Origin of the sequence: Paenibacillus sp. F411 (genome assembly GCF_017582705.1) — a bacterium.
GTDB classification, from domain to species: domain Bacteria; phylum Bacillota; class Bacilli; order Paenibacillales; family Paenibacillaceae; genus Paenibacillus_AQ; species Paenibacillus_AQ algicola.
The window spans coordinates 18,005-32,598 of the sequence record NZ_JAGFIP010000023.1; the positions used below are offsets into that span (position 1 = coordinate 18,005).

At 42.0% G+C, this 14,594-nt stretch carries 18 protein-coding genes and 2 pseudogenes; 15 read left to right on the plus strand and 5 right to left on the minus strand.

Annotated elements, in window-relative coordinates; genetic code table 11:
- Positions 1–144 precede the first annotated feature (144 nt).
- The 5 genes from JJQ72_RS18635 (at position 145) to JJQ72_RS18655 (ending at position 5,093) form a co-directional block, all read left to right on the plus strand.
- Complete coding sequence (locus JJQ72_RS18635; protein WP_208204574.1) at positions 145–396, plus strand: hypothetical protein; 252 nt, start codon at positions 145–147, stop codon at positions 394–396.
- 296 nt (positions 397–692) lie between these two features.
- Positions 693–1,022, plus strand: a complete 330-nt coding sequence (locus JJQ72_RS18640; protein ID WP_208204575.1) for a nucleoside triphosphate pyrophosphohydrolase — start codon at positions 693–695, stop codon at positions 1,020–1,022.
- On the plus strand, positions 1,003–3,444 hold the full coding sequence (locus JJQ72_RS18645) for a DEAD/DEAH box helicase family protein (RefSeq protein WP_208204576.1): 2,442 nt from the start codon (positions 1,003–1,005) through the stop codon (positions 3,442–3,444). The genes JJQ72_RS18640 and JJQ72_RS18645 overlap by 20 nt, the downstream gene beginning before the upstream one ends.
- Positions 3,445–4,149: 705 nt before the next feature.
- Complete coding sequence (locus tag JJQ72_RS18650; RefSeq protein WP_208204577.1) at positions 4,150–4,452, plus strand: TnpV protein; 303 nt, start codon at positions 4,150–4,152, stop codon at positions 4,450–4,452.
- Between the two features lie 305 nt (positions 4,453–4,757).
- Positions 4,758–5,093: a plasmid mobilization protein gene (locus JJQ72_RS18655; protein ID WP_208204578.1), complete on the plus strand. Its 336-nt coding sequence runs from the start codon at positions 4,758–4,760 to the stop codon at positions 5,091–5,093.
- 141 nt (positions 5,094–5,234) lie between these two features.
- On the opposite strand, the gene JJQ72_RS18660 is transcribed toward JJQ72_RS18655, so the two are convergent.
- Complete coding sequence (locus tag JJQ72_RS18660) at positions 5,235–5,468, minus strand: helix-turn-helix domain-containing protein (RefSeq protein ID WP_208204606.1); 234 nt, start codon at positions 5,466–5,468, stop codon at positions 5,235–5,237.
- A 242-nt stretch (positions 5,469–5,710) separates the two neighbouring features.
- Here JJQ72_RS18660 and JJQ72_RS18665 point away from each other — a divergent pair, with 242 nt between their 5' ends.
- The 3 genes and pseudogenes from JJQ72_RS18665 to JJQ72_RS18675 all read left to right on the plus strand — a co-directional run bounded on the left by JJQ72_RS18665 (position 5,711) and on the right by JJQ72_RS18675 (position 6,776).
- Positions 5,711–5,962 carry a hypothetical protein gene (locus tag JJQ72_RS18665; protein ID WP_208204579.1) on the plus strand — a complete coding sequence of 84 codons (252 nt, stop codon included), beginning with the start codon at positions 5,711–5,713 and terminating at the stop codon, positions 5,960–5,962.
- Positions 5,963–6,151: 189 nt separating this feature from the next.
- Positions 6,152–6,340, plus strand: a complete 189-nt coding sequence (locus JJQ72_RS18670; RefSeq protein ID WP_208204580.1) for an aspartyl-phosphate phosphatase Spo0E family protein — start codon at positions 6,152–6,154, stop codon at positions 6,338–6,340.
- 170 nt (positions 6,341–6,510) lie between these two features.
- Positions 6,511–6,776: pseudogene (locus tag JJQ72_RS18675) on the plus strand (DUF6075 family protein).
- Positions 6,777–6,940: 164 nt separating this feature from the next.
- Here the strand turns inward: JJQ72_RS18675 and JJQ72_RS18680 are convergent.
- Positions 6,941–7,459, minus strand: a complete 519-nt coding sequence (locus JJQ72_RS18680) for a hypothetical protein (RefSeq protein WP_208204582.1) — start codon at positions 7,457–7,459, stop codon at positions 6,941–6,943.
- A gap of 132 nt (positions 7,460–7,591) precedes the next feature.
- On the opposite strand from JJQ72_RS18680, the gene JJQ72_RS18685 reads away from it, so the two are divergent.
- Positions 7,592–8,749: an RHS repeat domain-containing protein gene (locus JJQ72_RS18685; protein ID WP_347880774.1), complete on the plus strand. Its 1,158-nt coding sequence runs from the start codon at positions 7,592–7,594 to the stop codon at positions 8,747–8,749.
- Positions 8,750–8,967: 218 nt separating this feature from the next.
- Here the strand turns inward: JJQ72_RS18685 and JJQ72_RS18690 are convergent.
- Positions 8,968–9,306 (minus strand): annotated as a pseudogene (locus JJQ72_RS18690) (ATP-binding protein); the annotation flags it as partial.
- 31 nt (positions 9,307–9,337) lie between these two features.
- Between JJQ72_RS18690 and JJQ72_RS20570 the strand changes: the two are divergent.
- From JJQ72_RS20570 to JJQ72_RS18705, 3 genes are read left to right on the plus strand one after another with little or no spacing between them, the layout of a single operon-like run.
- On the plus strand, positions 9,338–9,883 hold the full coding sequence (locus tag JJQ72_RS20570) for a hypothetical protein (protein ID WP_243896235.1): 546 nt from the start codon (positions 9,338–9,340) through the stop codon (positions 9,881–9,883).
- A 10-nt stretch (positions 9,884–9,893) separates the two neighbouring features.
- The gene (locus tag JJQ72_RS18700; RefSeq protein ID WP_138224772.1) at positions 9,894–10,247 is read left to right on the plus strand and encodes a hypothetical protein; all 354 of its coding nucleotides are present in this window, start codon (positions 9,894–9,896) and stop codon (positions 10,245–10,247) included.
- A 49-nt stretch (positions 10,248–10,296) separates the two neighbouring features.
- The gene (locus JJQ72_RS18705) at positions 10,297–10,548 is read left to right on the plus strand and encodes a hypothetical protein (protein WP_208204583.1); all 252 of its coding nucleotides are present in this window, start codon (positions 10,297–10,299) and stop codon (positions 10,546–10,548) included.
- Between the two features lie 218 nt (positions 10,549–10,766).
- Here JJQ72_RS18705 and JJQ72_RS18710 read toward each other — a convergent pair whose 3' ends face one another.
- The gene (locus JJQ72_RS18710) at positions 10,767–11,066 is read right to left on the minus strand and encodes a hypothetical protein (RefSeq protein WP_208204584.1); all 300 of its coding nucleotides are present in this window, start codon (positions 11,064–11,066) and stop codon (positions 10,767–10,769) included.
- Between the two features lie 157 nt (positions 11,067–11,223).
- On the opposite strand from JJQ72_RS18710, the gene JJQ72_RS18715 reads away from it, so the two are divergent.
- The 3 genes from JJQ72_RS18715 (at position 11,224) to JJQ72_RS18725 (ending at position 14,225) form a co-directional block, all read left to right on the plus strand.
- On the plus strand, positions 11,224–12,030 hold the full coding sequence (locus JJQ72_RS18715; RefSeq protein WP_208204585.1) for a hypothetical protein: 807 nt from the start codon (positions 11,224–11,226) through the stop codon (positions 12,028–12,030).
- Positions 12,031–13,129: 1,099 nt separating this feature from the next.
- Positions 13,130–13,543, plus strand: a complete 414-nt coding sequence (locus JJQ72_RS18720) for a hypothetical protein (protein WP_208204586.1) — start codon at positions 13,130–13,132, stop codon at positions 13,541–13,543.
- Between the two features lie 43 nt (positions 13,544–13,586).
- Positions 13,587–14,225 (plus strand): ABC transporter ATP-binding protein, encoded by a 639-nt coding sequence (locus JJQ72_RS18725; protein ID WP_208204587.1) that lies wholly within the window; start codon positions 13,587–13,589, stop codon positions 14,223–14,225.
- Positions 14,226–14,237: 12 nt separating this feature from the next.
- Here the strand turns inward: JJQ72_RS18725 and JJQ72_RS18730 are convergent, their stop codons facing one another.
- Positions 14,238–14,450: a helix-turn-helix domain-containing protein gene (locus tag JJQ72_RS18730; RefSeq protein ID WP_208204609.1), complete on the minus strand. Its 213-nt coding sequence runs from the start codon at positions 14,448–14,450 to the stop codon at positions 14,238–14,240.
- Positions 14,451–14,594 lie beyond the last annotated feature (144 nt).

A 14,594-nucleotide genomic window follows, 5' to 3' on the forward strand; every position in this document is an offset into this window, starting at 1 on the left:
AATACATGTAGCTTTTAGTCTATTCTATTATATTTATCGGTATTGGGGCTAGCTCGTGTGATTGAAAATTTTGGAATCGATGAGGACTTTATAACGATTTCTGGTTAATGGTAGATATAGTAAAAAGATAAGGGGTAAGGGGAAATGGATAAACAATTAAAAGATTTCCTTGGTGACTTAATTGTACTTATTCAGGAGAAATATAATGATACGTTGGATGTACCTGCAGATGAAAGTGATGAAGATAAATCTTACAGGTTGGGTTTGAATTTTGCTTATTACGATGTATTAGATTTAGTAGAGTCTCAATTATTATCACAAGGCATTGCTTCTGATTCTCTCAAGAAAATTTCACCAACACTAGGTGAAAAAATTCAAGCAGAGTCTGGACTCTGATCGGTAAAAAGGAGGAGCCTATGATCAAAATCTTGTTAGGGATCACGTCCATTATCTCATCCGTTATCGTCCTATGTGCAGGATTTATTGTTTCAGCATTAAGATCCGTTCACTATTCAGCAGGTATAAATCTTGGAGCCTTTGAGTACAGTCTGTTTAATATTAGCTTTTTGTGGATTTTAATACCCATTTTACTATTTATCCTGGGAGTATTTCTGCTCTACTTAAGCGCCAAAGATGCCGGTTAACATGCTACAATACAATTACACAACCAACCAGCAAAGGATGAATAACCCATGCCAGTATATAACAAGCTTGTCCGGGATCTGATCCCGGAGATTATACATAAGAGCGGCAAGGAATGCCGGACACGGATTTTGGATGATGAAGAGTACCAGAAAGAGCTGAACGTGAAGCTGAAGGAAGAATCAGAGGAATATTTTGCCACGTCGAAGTCAGAGGAAGCTTTAGAAGAGCTGGCAGATATGCTTGAAGTCATTCGGTCTCTGGCTGCTGTACATGGATCAAGCTGGGAGCAGCTTGAAGCGTTGAGAGAGCAGAAGGCGCAGGCCCGCGGCGGGTTTAAGGATAAGGTGTATCTCATCGATGTCGACGACAACGCTTAATGTTAAGCTGATCACGGAGAATCTGGCGGACGAGCTCATTGTCGGGATGCAGCATGCTTCCGGCATCTATATTATGACTTCTTTTGTAATGCAGTCGGGGGTTCGGTTGCTGGCTCCTCATCTGAAAAAAGCCATTGATCGCGGCGCCGAGGTCAAGCTGCTTGCCGGAGATTATTTGTTCGTAACACAGCCGGAAGGCCTGCAGGCCCTGCGTGATATTGACAGCCGGCTGGAGGCCAGATTGTGGCGGAGTATGGGAACCTCGTTTCATCCCAAAGCCTATCTTTTTGATTATGACAACGGAGAGGGTCTGCTGATCGTGGGCTCTTCGAACTTCTCGATGTCGGCCATGCGGATGGGGATGGAATGGAACCTGGCGATGAATGCCAAGGCCGAGCCGTACACTTTTCAAGTTGCATTGGACAAGTTCATGCAGAACTTTTATCACGACTCCACCCTGCCGCTGAACGACCATACGATTTCTCTATATGAGGAAGAGTATAGAGCTTACCACCGGGAGAATCCGGAGCTCATCCGCAGAATTACCGAAATGGAGGAAGAGGAGTATCGTTCGGATAGTGCCAGCAGCTCTGAGGCTGTCGTCATTCCGGACGGCGGGCAGGTACTGATTCAGCCCCGATTTGCCCAGCTGGATGCGTTGGATGCCCTGGAGCGTACTCTGGAAGAGGAATACGATAAAGCAATGGTGGTCATGGCGACAGGCCTGGGCAAAACCTACCTCGCTGGCTTTTTCGCTCAGCGGTTTCAGCGTGTGCTGTTCGTGGCGCATCGGGAGGAGATTTTGTTACAAGCGAAGCGGTCCTTTCAGCAGATCATGCCGGACAAAACCTTTGGTATCTATAACGGGCAGCTGAAAGAAGGAGACGCCAATTGTGTGTTTGCTTCTATTTATACACTTGGCATGAAGAAGCACCGGGAGGCTTTTGCTCAGAAGCATTTTGACCTGATTGTGGTGGATGAATTTCATCATGCGGCTGCCAGCTCGTATCAATCGGTGATTCAATATTTTGAACCGAAATTTCTGCTTGGCATTACGGCAACGCCGGACCGGATGGACGGTAAGGATGTGTATGCTCTTTGTGATGGAAACGTGGCGTACCAGATCCATTTTATCGAAGCGATTCGGCGGGGCTGGCTGTCTCCTTTTCAATATTACGGCGTCTATGATGATACCGATTATTCCTCCATCCGCTGGATGGGATCGCACTACGATGACGAACAGCTAACGGCTGCCCAGTTAAGAGGGAGTCTTGCGGACAAGATTTACGATTCCTGGATGGCGCATAAGCAGACGAGAACGATTGGCTTTTGTTCGTCGATCCGGCAGGCGGATTTTTTGGCGGGGTATTTTCAGGAGAAGGGCAACCCCGCCGTCAGTCTGCATTCCGGAACGGTTGGCATGACCAGAGCAGAAGCAATCCAGCGTCTTGCCGGTGGGGAGCTTGACATTATTTTTACAGTGGATTTGTTCAATGAAGGCGTGGATATTCCAAGTGTGGATACGCTGCTGTTCGTACGTCCGACGGAATCGTTAACGGTGTTCACCCAGCAGGTGGGCCGGGGCCTCAGGTTATATGAGCAGAAGACACACTGCACCATCATCGACCTGATCGGCAACTACCGGAATGCGGATGTGAAGCTGCGGCTGTTCGCGAATGACGAGGAGTTGAAAGGAACGGCTAAGGACAAGGTGATTCCTTCGGTGCCGGCCGGATGCGAGATCCAGCTGGAGACTGGGGTCATCAACCTGCTGGATGAATTAAGCCGCAAAAAGCTGCCTCACCGGGAACGTCTGCACCGCTCTTTTCTGGATCTTCAAGCGGAGCTTGGGCGGATCCCGACCTATCTGGAGCTTCACCTCTACGGCCGTGCCAACAGCTGGGAGTACCGGAATGAATTTAGTTCTTATGTTGGCTTTCTTCTATGGGCGGAGTGCCTGAGTGAGCAGGAAGAAGAAGTTTATTGGCGGCATGAGAACTGGCTGCGTGACGTAGAGAAGACGGCCATGAACAAAAGCTACAAAATGATCGTTCTTCTGTACATGCTGGAACGTGGTTCCAAGCAGTGGGCGGAGCCTGTGACTTCTCTGGAGGTCGCGCCATTCTTCCATAAGTACCTGACCGAGAAGGAGTACCGCAAACGGATTGATTTCTCGGATAACGATGCAAAAAAGCTGTGGGATTATGATGAGGTAAGGGTAGGCAAGCTGATTGAGAGGATGCCCATGACCAAGTGGAGCTCAGCCAGAGGAAGCATGACTCGCTTTGAGGATGGCGTGTTTAGCCTAGACATTGAAACTACTGCGGAGGATCTAGAAGTGCTGCACCGCTGGACGCAGGAGGTATGCCTGTATAGGCTGCATGTTCATTTTGAGCGTAAGGAACAGGGAGTGGTGCAGTAGGGGCTTTGATGATGAGTGGAAAGCCGATCGGATGTCAGGTGCTGTTCTGATGTTCGGGCGGTTTTTGTGCTTATCTCTGTATGATTGATGTCTTAGTTATAAATTGTTTGTACCTGAAATTGTTATATATCCAATTAGGCTTTTGATTATAGATGTACGGAAAATTCGTTAGAAGCATCTGTGCTAGCTAACCCGATATTCTGTTTTTTACGAGGTAACTTTGAAAACATGGAAATCAGCAGCAAATCAGCTTGAAATGCCACCTTCGCAATTAATTCGAGGGCGGTTCCTCTTTTTCGGTATTTTTATTGTATTGTTTAAGCGATTTCTCTAAAATTTTAAATATCATTGCTTCTGTGGGATAAATCCGTTTATCAGGAAAATTGTTCTGTACTGAGTTCCATTGATGAGTATAATAATCTGGAGACTGACGAATAACTCCATATAAATTTCTTCTAGAGGAATACTTGAGTTTTGAATATGCGTGACCTTCTTATTAAATATTTGTAATAAAGCAAGGCCGTGTTTTTTTGCGTATTCTGTCGCGCCCCTTTGGAAACCAGAAGTGGAAATTAAAATTCCCTTGTGCGCTCCTAGCTCCGAACCTTATCTGCTAGAACCAAGACTTTTCGCACAATGGTAATAGACCGCGCGAAGGGATGATCGTATATGGAACTGACGTCCAGAATGAACTGAAATTACCTGTTGCCGAATCTGGCATCACCCGAACCAATTCAAATCAGGAAGTATGGCATGTTGCGGAATACGTTTCTGAAGAATGAACGAAAGGGCTCCTACGCTAATCTGTTACTGTCGGAGCAATTAAGTTCACATCTGGCGGTAATCGACCAGACTGCGCGGGAGCAAGTGGAATGGACATTAACGCAATTGCTGGAACGTCATCCAGCTCCGGATAAAGCCGCTCATCCATTGGACTGGACAAGCCATATGAACGGCTTGAAGCAACAAGCGGAGGAATTGGTTTTAAGTGAACTCGTCTACAGCTAAATAAGTATGGATGGAAAACGGAAGGCTTCGGCCTTCCGTTTTCTCATGATCGAAACCGTGACGCTTTTTTTCTTACCCGCTTTACGATGCCCCCGGGCAGAAGGTGCCGGGTGTGGGTTGGCCTTCTTTTTTTCTGTCCTAAGCTGCAGCAAGCACTGAATTTGGCTGGCCACCCAATTTGCTTGTTAGGGGCTACGCCCCTAAGACCCCATTTCTCTCGCATCAATTAGCTTGATGGCAACGATAGCAATTAACGATGGTTGGATTTATGATGAATAGCTTGTTCCATCGAAAGGAGCGTTTCGATGTGCACACGAAATATTAAAATCATGGTTTGCTTAAATGAAAAGGAACGAAATCACTTGGTTCGGCAGGTGAACCAGTCCGGTCTTTCTCAGGAAGCTTTAGTCCGTGCCTTAATTATCAGCTATATTCCAAAACCACTGTCTCCCCTCGACTATCATACGCTAATCCGTGAGCTTCATACCATCGAAAATAACCTGAACCAGTTGGCAGTGAAGGCTCATACAACCGGACATCTGGAGAGAGAAGCCTTTCAACAAGAGGCGAATCAATTTCGCAATGCTGTGTTGCAGATTCAGAAGGCCGTAACAGAACCGGAGCTGAGGATTGAACATTAGACCGCTGGCTTTACCGAGCATCGTCCAATGGAAGGAGCGAGACACCCCGGTCTTGCCCTTCCTGAATTATTTTGCCTATGGATTTAACAGGCGCTGTACTATCAAGCATTGGAGCCATTCAAAGAAGCTGGATGGTGGCGTTCAAGAGCGTTTTTTGGCGCGGGGAGGATAAGGCGTTTTTTGATCCGTGCGGCCAAGCAAGTAATCAATGCTCGTTTGATGGAAGTCTGCCAATGCAATTAAGAGCGTTGTCGGAATATCCAACTTCCCTCGTTCGTAATCGCTGTAGGTTCGCTGCTTGATGTTCAGATGCTCGCACAGTTTCTCTTGTGATAAATCCTTGTCTTCACGCATGTTCCTTATTCGTTCATAAATCACAGGCACTCACCTCAAGATGAGTATAGTTCAGTGGAAAATCCACTATTTACTTTCAGTGTGCTATACACTAAAATTTCTTGTATATGACCTTTTTATACAGGAAAATCCTTTTAGAGTAAGAGCGAGTTGGGGCGATACGCCTGCCTTACGTAAAGCCGAGGACATCTGCCGCATTACTCGTTAGAATTTGAAGTTTCTTCAAAACGGTTTTTCGGAAAAGGACAAAGGAGATGGTTACAATGCATTCTACGAAAATGGCAGTCCTGACTGTCCTTTATCAGAAGCGGGAACGGTTAGGGCTGAGCTATGAAGATACGCTTGCCTTAGCAGATGAAATTGCGCGGTACATTTCGAATTTCGACGAATCGAAGCGGAGGTCATTCTGGAAGCTAATACAACACTATGGAACAAGGGCGGACGCAGAGCGCTTGGCCAATTATCAGTGCCGCAATTGCTGGACATTATGGAGGCCGCTCAGCGTGCGAGTGTAACGAGCCTTTTGCGAATGAGCTATACAAGGAATTCCGGGGCAAGCTAACGTAATAACAGGGCAAATAGCAGGTAAGCCTGTAAATAGGCTAGTGCGGCTCCTTGTTCGCTCGACCGGCTATGATCTTAACAAAGAGGCAACGTAACGAGGCGGCATGACCTGTAATCCGAAGGAGGACACTCATAGCATCATGAAAGGAGCAAACGAACTTCTAAAACATATTGAACGCGTCCGCAGAGAACTGAATGAGCAAGCACTGCGTTTTGGCCTTCAAAGTCATACGGTGCTTGAAAAATCAAGAGAATTGGATCAGCTCCTGAATGCTTATCAATCCGCAGAATCAGGAGAGAACATGGATTTAAGCCGGAGATCGCTATAAATAGTAGAGTGATTGCTACAGAGGTGCCCGATTCGGGTTCAAAAATAAAACGGTTAGTAGAAGGCTCCAATCAGGATGCCCTTCGACTAACCGTTTTATTTTGAGAGGAGAGCGATAACATGAAGCCGCCAGTTTTTCAAGATCCCGAGGATGAAGCCTTCTACTACCGAATGTTAGCGGAGCCTCGTTGTACCGACAGCTACCATCGCGCATTGTTTTACACATTGGGCTTGTCGAAGGATACCCCGCCCATATTCAGGAATTGTTTGGCTTTTCCGATGGCTGCATCAGGCCGGGAGGGCTGTCTGCTTCTTGGCAAACGGGAGGTTCCAACCGCATATGTCGATTGGCGTTCAATCTCTGGAATGGTTGGACCAGACAGCAGAGGAACCTCACTGCAGCTTTAACTTCAATAATCCCCAATCTGATTTCTTGAATAAAGGCAAACTTCTCTGACGCACTCCGCTCTATTTTCTGGACACAAAAAAATGCTCCCCCCACGAAACAGGCTTTTCTATTTCACCTGTCTACCGTAAAGGGAGCATATCAAAGTAGCAACATCTACTTTTGGGACAGCCTCTTTTTATGGTTTATATTAGTTCATGGTTCTAGCAGTTTAGATCGCGGAGAAACTTTGAACCAATTATCAGAACCGATTTGGCCTAAGATCTGCTTCTTATCGGTAGTATTCTGGAAAGCCTCACTATATTGAAACTCTTTAATATAATCATTACCCTCCAAATCAATAATGTACATATAGTACTTAGCGGTTGTAGTTCCGTTCTTTTCATAATCATACTGAAATACATAGATACGGTCGATTTGCTCTACTGAAGGAGGGATAATAGAAACGCTATCTTTTTTCCAATCATTAACATGCATTAAAATATCTTCATCACCCTGGACCGAAATTAGTTCGGGCTGTGGTTTTTTTGAGCCTGACTTGTAAATTGATATATAAACCGTAGTTGGAAACGACTTAGTTTCAGATAAACTTGACTTATTTTCAGGTAAATCCGAAAGAGTACTCGGAGTTTGGCTTTGGGTCTTAACCTCGGAACAAGCTGTTAATGTTGAAACTAGGATAGATACAATTAACAAAATTTTTGACAATTTCATAAGATAACCCCCGAAAATTATTAGAAAAAAAAGGATTTACTTAAAATATATTGAATTACTATTAAAGTAAATTATACTATAAAAAAAGGAAGGTGTAAGATATTTTTCAAAAAGTTCAAAAATCCTCTTATTGTGACTTGTTTGTCTGTTGTAATGTTGGTACCTCAAATCGCCGCTGCTACACCAAGCGCTGCTCCTAGTGCTGAGAAAGCTCAAGCTAAGTTCAAATTGAAAACTAAAAAGGAGATCAAGGAGTACGTTAAAGACAAAAAGGATGTAAACATTCTTTTATATGATGAGACCGGCAAGATTATTAACGAATTCCACAGCGATGGTAATGAAATTCAGTATTTTTATGATGCTCAAGGCAACATGGTAGAGTCTACTGACTCCTTCAACGGGAAGCAAGTATACGAAACGGATAAAGCAAAGAAAGATAAGCCTAAAAAAGTTAAAACTTATATCCATAATCAGCTGGTAGAAGAGAAGGAGTTTGTCGAAGACAGTGCAGACGTATCGGCTGAGGTAAGTTCTGGGCCTGAAGAATTGCTATTCGAAAAGAATCACAGCAATAACCTCATTACTCCATTGTCAGCCACAGTTTACGAAGATACAGTTATTGATGGAATTAATATGAATCAACTCATTTCCGATACTCAGTTCACCAATTCAACCACTATGACCTCGGACGCTATTCAGGACTTTTTTGTATCCAAGGGGTCTATTCTAAAAGACACGGTACTGATCTACTATTTAACGAGTAGCGGCACGACGTATTTTAAGGGCGACACCATAAACGCAGCGTCATCAATTGCTAGTAACGCGAAGAGTTATGGAATAAACCCAAAAGTTATTCTGGCCACATTACAAAAAGAATCGGCACTGGTTACGGCAAAACCTGGGGATGTATCCTATTCCAGTCGGCGTTTTTATTACGCTATGGGCTATGGGGCAACTGATAGCGGGGACGATTATACAAAAGCAGGTTTTAACGTTCAGATTTCCGGAGGCACAGCTACTTTGAAAAAACGTTATGATGAAGCTCCAGCAACGGGATATCCTAGAAAGTTACCAGATGGCACTGTTACAAGTATTAATTATGGCAAGACAGTAACATCAAATGGCGTAACATATAATAACTATGTTTGGGTAAAGAATAAAGCTACTTATTCTTTGTACAGATATACTCCTCATACAGTAGATAACAAGCTTTTGCCCACTATCGGAGGAGGTAATTACCTCTTTGTCAGCATCGCTAAAGGCTGGTGGGGTTCTACTTTGTGGAACTAAGTTAGTATTGCGGTATAATTTCAATCCTTATAGAACTAAAACAAGCGGTCCCTGAATGGGAACGCTTTTTTTTTAAGCTCGCCAGTATGGATGAAACTCGGTTATATCGGACGAATCCGGGTCATTAGATAATGATGCATATTGGAGAGTGTTTTTTGCAAGTGAAAAATGCTGAGTTTTGCTGCGAAAAGTGCCGAGGTCACTTGCCAGCATAATCGTTACTGCGGAATTCGGTCCATGGCCTGTTTCAGCCGGAAGCTCTCGCCAGTGAAAGAAAGAATATGAGCATGGTGTACCAGGCGGTCCACTAAAGCAGAAGTGAGCTTCGTGTCACCAAAGATCGAGGTCCATTGTCCAAATTCGAGATTGGAAGTCACAATCACACTCTGCTGCTCGTAGCAATCGGCAGTCACGTTAAAGAGCAGCTCGGATCCAGTCTGGCTAAAGGGCACATAACCAACCTCATCTAGAATCAGAAGGTCCAGTTTTCTCAGCTTTTCCCGGAAACGGGTCAGTGTACCGGCTGCAAACTTTTCCTGCAGCACAGCGACCAGATTGATCGAGGACCCGATTGGAACGGCAGAAGATATGCTGTACAATGCCACTATTGGCACGGCAGAAGAAATTATAGATACTACCGTTTGGGGAGCCAAGATGGCTTTCGACGTGGGAGACACCCGGGAGAAGTTTGATGAGAGTGTGAATGCTGCAGGAGGAAGAGACCAATTTATTGGGCAGCAGGGAGTTGCAATTGCGAGTAATTTCCTTCTTCGCAGGCTCGGTCTCAAGGATCACGATGATTCAGGCGGTGGTGGTGGCGGCTCTAAGAAGGCTGAGGGTACGGATAACACTGTAGGAAACTTTGCAGGTAACATTATTGCTGAAAACATTCCTAACATGTCAAAACAAGAAATCTTAGATAGCTTGCCGAAGGATTGGAAGTATACTGATAACAATGGTTTCATTCACATTAGAGATGCTAATGGAAACGTTCGAATGAAAATTGACCCACCTGATAAGGTTACAAAGTATGACCATGTTCATTTGTTTGATGAAAGTGGTAATCCGATTGATGTAAACTTGAATGTTGTTGACAGAAAAAGCTCTGAAGCTCATATCCCATACAAAAAGTGAGGTAATTAGCGTGAAGGCTGAAAAAATTCTATCCCAGATTGAGTCCATGCACTACTGGGATGCTAGAGTGTTAAGGTTTGATTCAAGTTATTTTGGTGATGAAATAACCCTTGTGTTTGAGGACACAGAGTTCAACGTCAAGTTATCCTTTATTGGTTGTTCTAGTTTTTCCTTTGTTACAAATGTCGATGATCGGATAAAACCCTTAAGAGAGTTGACTAGACCACAGATCCCTTATTTTCTTCAAGATATTGAAGTAACTGATGTTCAAAGGGATGGTCATAGTTTGCTAAATTGCAAAATTTTAATTCCCCCTCTTAACTCAGAGATACTTTGCACCTCAATTTCAATTAAAAAGATATAGTGAGTTAACCTAGTTAGGACTCGTGTTTTTCAAGGCGAAGTGACATTCAATGGCAGTATTCGTATTAATGCTGAAGGATTATGAAAACGAACAAAAAGTAGTGTATAGTTATGGACCAAATGAAGAAACGGTCGGTAAGATTGAATATGATAAAAAGAACGGTGTCATTAATCAAATCTCTGCAATTGTTTCTGACAGTTATACCGATGATTTCTTTTTTAAAAGAGCTGGAAGAAGATTGGCAAGAATAATCATTAAAGAAAATGGTAATTTTGTTGAAGGAACAACTATTGAATCATAGAACTGTTAGCTGGGATTACTTTATTAGGTGTGAATCATATTGGTATAGCTGCAAAAGCTGCCGGATGTCAGGCTTTGTCCTGATGTTTAGGCGGCTTTTTTATTACTTTGGAAAAATCAGTATACAAGAGTGCGCCCTACCGGTCGATACAAAACAAAAACACCCAACCCACAGAACGGAGCCTTCACATGTTAAAAAAGTTACTGTCACTGTTCAAATCAAGTACCCCAGCTTCCATCTGGACCACTGGATTCCGTACGAACATCAATAGCGGCTCCACCAGTAGAGTTAACACGTAAACCAGCATTTACATACGAGTTTTTTTTAACTTGAGATGCTGTTTCACCACGTGAATCATTAATGTTGTTTCCAGGAACAGTCAGGCTATAAGTCACCCAAGTAGTACCCTGAATTTCAAAATCATTCTCTTGATATGTTTCTGCTAGAGCTGCGGTAACACCACCTGATAGCAACAAAACAGCTGTTAAACTACCAATCAGAATTTTTCTTCTAATCATCTAATCATCTCCTTTTTGTGGAAATTTAATTACATTAAATAACATATAATACTTTAAAGTATAATTAAATTCTTTATTTTGTATTTTTTTGTGTTATTATATTTTTTGTTAATCAATAGATATATATTTCCATATACATCATTGAAAGGGTGAAACCATGCTGAGCGAAATTTCAAAGGAAGTTAAGAGTAAGTTCACACCAATGCTTATTCTTCTTTGGATTGCGGTAATGAGCATTCTTATTGGAATGGCTGTTTATAGGAGCAGCAGTTATCAACTAAGGGATTCATTAGAGTTGTTTACATTTACAATAAAAGATATCCTGCCTCTTCTGTTTCCGATTTTGGCTGTAATAGTATATGTATCATCTTTTTCACTAGAAATTGATAATCGTTTTTTAACGTATACTCGTATGCGTCGACCCATTATAAATATTTTGAAGATTAAACTTGCAGCAAATACGATCTTATCCGGCGCTTTCTTTTTCCTGATTATCTTGGGATGTTTTGTCTTTGCATATTATATTGAACCCATGTTCGAAATTGCTCATTATGATCCAGCAGGTTTTGGTCTGACAGAGGACAATATTGCCCATGATACATACACTAGATTTACTTTTACGCAAGTTCTTGAATATGGAATATGGACGTACGCCATCTTGTATTCATTATGGATCGGGATGAATGCGTCATTATATGCTGCAATTGCACTTTATTTAGTTATTTTGGTCAGAAATCGATTCTTAGCTTTGAGCTTACCGTTTATTATCTATATCATTTCAAGCTTTACATTAAGTGCGCTTGGAGTTGAAACCTACCGGCCCAATCATGTGCTGTTTCCTTTTGACAGAGTGCAAAGTCCAATATGGACTGCGTTCGTTCCATTTGTAATTCTTTTATTTGTGCTGTTCGGCTTAGTCGTCTATGTAAAAAGGAATATCGCGAAGATAGGCAGTTTGACATGAGTTTTCTTAGAAAGCTTGTATTACAGCTTTTTAGTTGGAAGTGGTCCGTTTTCTTTATTCTTGTATTTATTTTTGGTTGGAGTAGACGAAAGTTATTGATGGACTACTCGATTCTGCTGCGTTCAAGGCTAAATCAATGGGATATTGTGATTGGAGTGCTCAGTGACCCGTTTGTTCTGCTATATCTCTTTTTTCCAATCCTGCTTCTCTTGTCTTGTTTGAACATTAAGCAGTTATGGAACGAGACACATCTGATACGAGTTAAAACTTGGTCACGGTGGACCGTGTACTCTATGATCCAATTCTTGCCTATAACCGTTGCCGCTGTATTCATCATGCTGGTCGTGTCCATTGTGTTATCGTTTGGCCTGCCTGTTGAAGCAAACTGGAGTGAATTTAGTAAAGCGCCGACTTCAACATTTAATCATGTGAGTGCCTTAGTACAGCAATCAGGTCTATTTCCGTGGGCGGTTATTATATTACAGCTAGTACTGATCATTTTATTTATGTTAACGATACATGTATTAATAGCCAGTATATTTCTTTATTTTCCTTCTAACCTGTACTTAAGTGTGATGATATTTTTATTGTTGTCGTATACTTTGGTTACCTTCAGATATTTTTCATTTTCTCCTCGGTTCATTATTTACAACTATATGACCATACCCACAATACTGGGGATTTATTACAGGCTACTCCCTGCCTTTTTAATTTTAACTTCATTCATTTTATTGAGTATATCGGTAATCCCACTAGCGAAGAAATGGCGGTGAATACTTTGGGAGGGATCTTTAATTTAAAAACGGCAGCTTATACTTTATTCTGTCTGATTGGAATAATTAGTCCTTTTTTAAACTCGTGGGGACAGTCTGTAACGATTTGGGATAGTCTATTTCTAAAATTCTATGGCGTTTCCCCGGTGGGCGGTTATACATTTTTATCCTATATATATTACATTGTTGTATTCATCGGTTTTTTGTATCTCATTCAGTTATATATAACGGACCTTCTAGCTGTGCGCTTCTATTATGTCTCGATACGGTATCGATCCCTTTACCATTGGTTCTTCAAGATAGTTCTGCGAGTAGCGATCGTTACCATGTTATGGCTGATCTCATTGATCCTGATCAATTCTTTTGTTGGTGTATTATCTGGTCAGGAAATCACGCCCCAAATGGTTCTCATAAAGGATGTAGATATTAAACAAGTCATTTTTCAATTTGTACTAAATGGATGGCTGCATTCGATGAATGGATTGCTCATCATTTTTATTGTAGCTTGGTTTTTTAAAGAAAGAACTGTTAGCTTGCTATTGCTAGGATTCATGGTCATTGCAGTGTTCCCGACTATCAATATGGGAGGCTGGCTGCCTTTAGGGCTGAACAGCATGGGTTATATTACCGGTCATTGGAGAGATTTATATAAGATTACTGGAATCCTCAGCTTTTATATTTTCGTGGAAGTCATCGTCATACTCTACTTATTTAGAAGAAAAAATATGAATTTTTATTAATAGGATTCTGAATAGATATTTATAAGAAGAGGAGAAAATACCCATGAACCTGATTGAAATTGTAAACGTCAGCAAGTCCTATAAAGGGAATTTGTTGTTGGATCATGTGAATGTTTCGTTTGAACAAGGAAAAGCATATGGAATCTTAGGTCCGAATGGCTCAGGGAAATCCGTTTTATTTAAATTGATTTGCGGCTTCATTAGACCAGATCAAGGTGAAATAAAGATCAGCCCGCAATATAGACGTAAGGGCTCTGACTTTCCTGAAAATTTTGGAGTTATTATTGATCGACCCGGATATTTAGCTGGTCAAACCGGATATGAGAATCTGAAAGCACTAGCCGATATTCAAGGAAACATTGATGACCATCAAATTAAAACTACGATGCGCATTCTTGGATTAGATCCTGAATTGAAACAAAAGATGAGGAATTATTCATTAGGTATGAAACAGAAGATTGCTCTTGCTCAAGCCATAATGGAAGATCAAGAGGTGCTCATACTGGATGAGCCATTTAATGCTTTGGATTCAGACAGCGTAAAGAATGTAAGAGATATGCTATTAAAATATAAAGAGGATGGAAAAACGATCATCTTAACAAGCCATAATCAAGATGATATCGATATCCTTTGCGATTCAGTATATGAAATTAGAAACAAGAAGCTATGCGAAGTGAAATAGAACATTGCTTAGTTACTCATTAACTTCCGTCAAATCTATAATCTCCCTTATTTCGTCGATGCCAAGTGCATCGGCGATTTTTTCAATATGTGAGAAGTTGATGTTTTCTCTCTTCCCATTTGATAATTCGCTTAACGCGGCATGCCGTATGTCGGCTAAACGAGAAAGCTCACGCAGTGAGATGCCTTGGCGCTGATGACTTGGGCATACAGGATATAGAGACAAAGTACAGGCAGCAGCATCTATTGTCCCAGATATATATGCAGCATACACTCCATTTCCTAAATCATAATCTTCATAAGCCTTGCTATATCCTATGTAGCCAATCCTTAGATTCGATGCTCTAAGCCATATATATCAAGGAGAAGG

What these genes read in the sequence shown, in the direction of transcription:
- JJQ72_RS18635 (WP_208204574.1), top strand. Translation starts at nt 145, where the DNA reads ATGGATAAACAATTAAAAGATTTCCTTGGTGACTTAATTGTACTTATT.
- JJQ72_RS18640 (WP_208204575.1), top strand. Translation starts at nt 693, where the DNA reads ATGCCAGTATATAACAAGCTTGTCCGGGATCTGATCCCGGAGATTATA.
- JJQ72_RS18645 (WP_208204576.1), top strand. Translation starts at nt 1,003, where the DNA reads ATGTCGACGACAACGCTTAATGTTAAGCTGATCACGGAGAATCTGGCG.
- JJQ72_RS18655 (WP_208204578.1), top strand. Translation starts at nt 4,758, where the DNA reads ATGTGCACACGAAATATTAAAATCATGGTTTGCTTAAATGAAAAGGAA.
- JJQ72_RS18665 (WP_208204579.1), top strand. Translation starts at nt 5,711, where the DNA reads ATGCATTCTACGAAAATGGCAGTCCTGACTGTCCTTTATCAGAAGCGG.
- JJQ72_RS18670 (WP_208204580.1), top strand. Translation starts at nt 6,152, where the DNA reads ATGAAAGGAGCAAACGAACTTCTAAAACATATTGAACGCGTCCGCAGA.
- JJQ72_RS18680 (WP_208204582.1), bottom strand. Translation starts at nt 7,459, where the DNA reads ATGAAATTGTCAAAAATTTTGTTAATTGTATCTATCCTAGTTTCAACA.
- JJQ72_RS20570 (WP_243896235.1), top strand. Translation starts at nt 9,338, where the DNA reads ATGCTGTACAATGCCACTATTGGCACGGCAGAAGAAATTATAGATACT.
- JJQ72_RS18705 (WP_208204583.1), top strand. Translation starts at nt 10,297, where the DNA reads ATGGCAGTATTCGTATTAATGCTGAAGGATTATGAAAACGAACAAAAA.
- JJQ72_RS18710 (WP_208204584.1), bottom strand. Translation starts at nt 11,066, where the DNA reads ATGATTAGAAGAAAAATTCTGATTGGTAGTTTAACAGCTGTTTTGTTG.
- JJQ72_RS18715 (WP_208204585.1), top strand. Translation starts at nt 11,224, where the DNA reads ATGCTGAGCGAAATTTCAAAGGAAGTTAAGAGTAAGTTCACACCAATG.
- JJQ72_RS18720 (WP_208204586.1), top strand. Translation starts at nt 13,130, where the DNA reads ATGTTATGGCTGATCTCATTGATCCTGATCAATTCTTTTGTTGGTGTA.
- JJQ72_RS18725 (WP_208204587.1), top strand. Translation starts at nt 13,587, where the DNA reads ATGAACCTGATTGAAATTGTAAACGTCAGCAAGTCCTATAAAGGGAAT.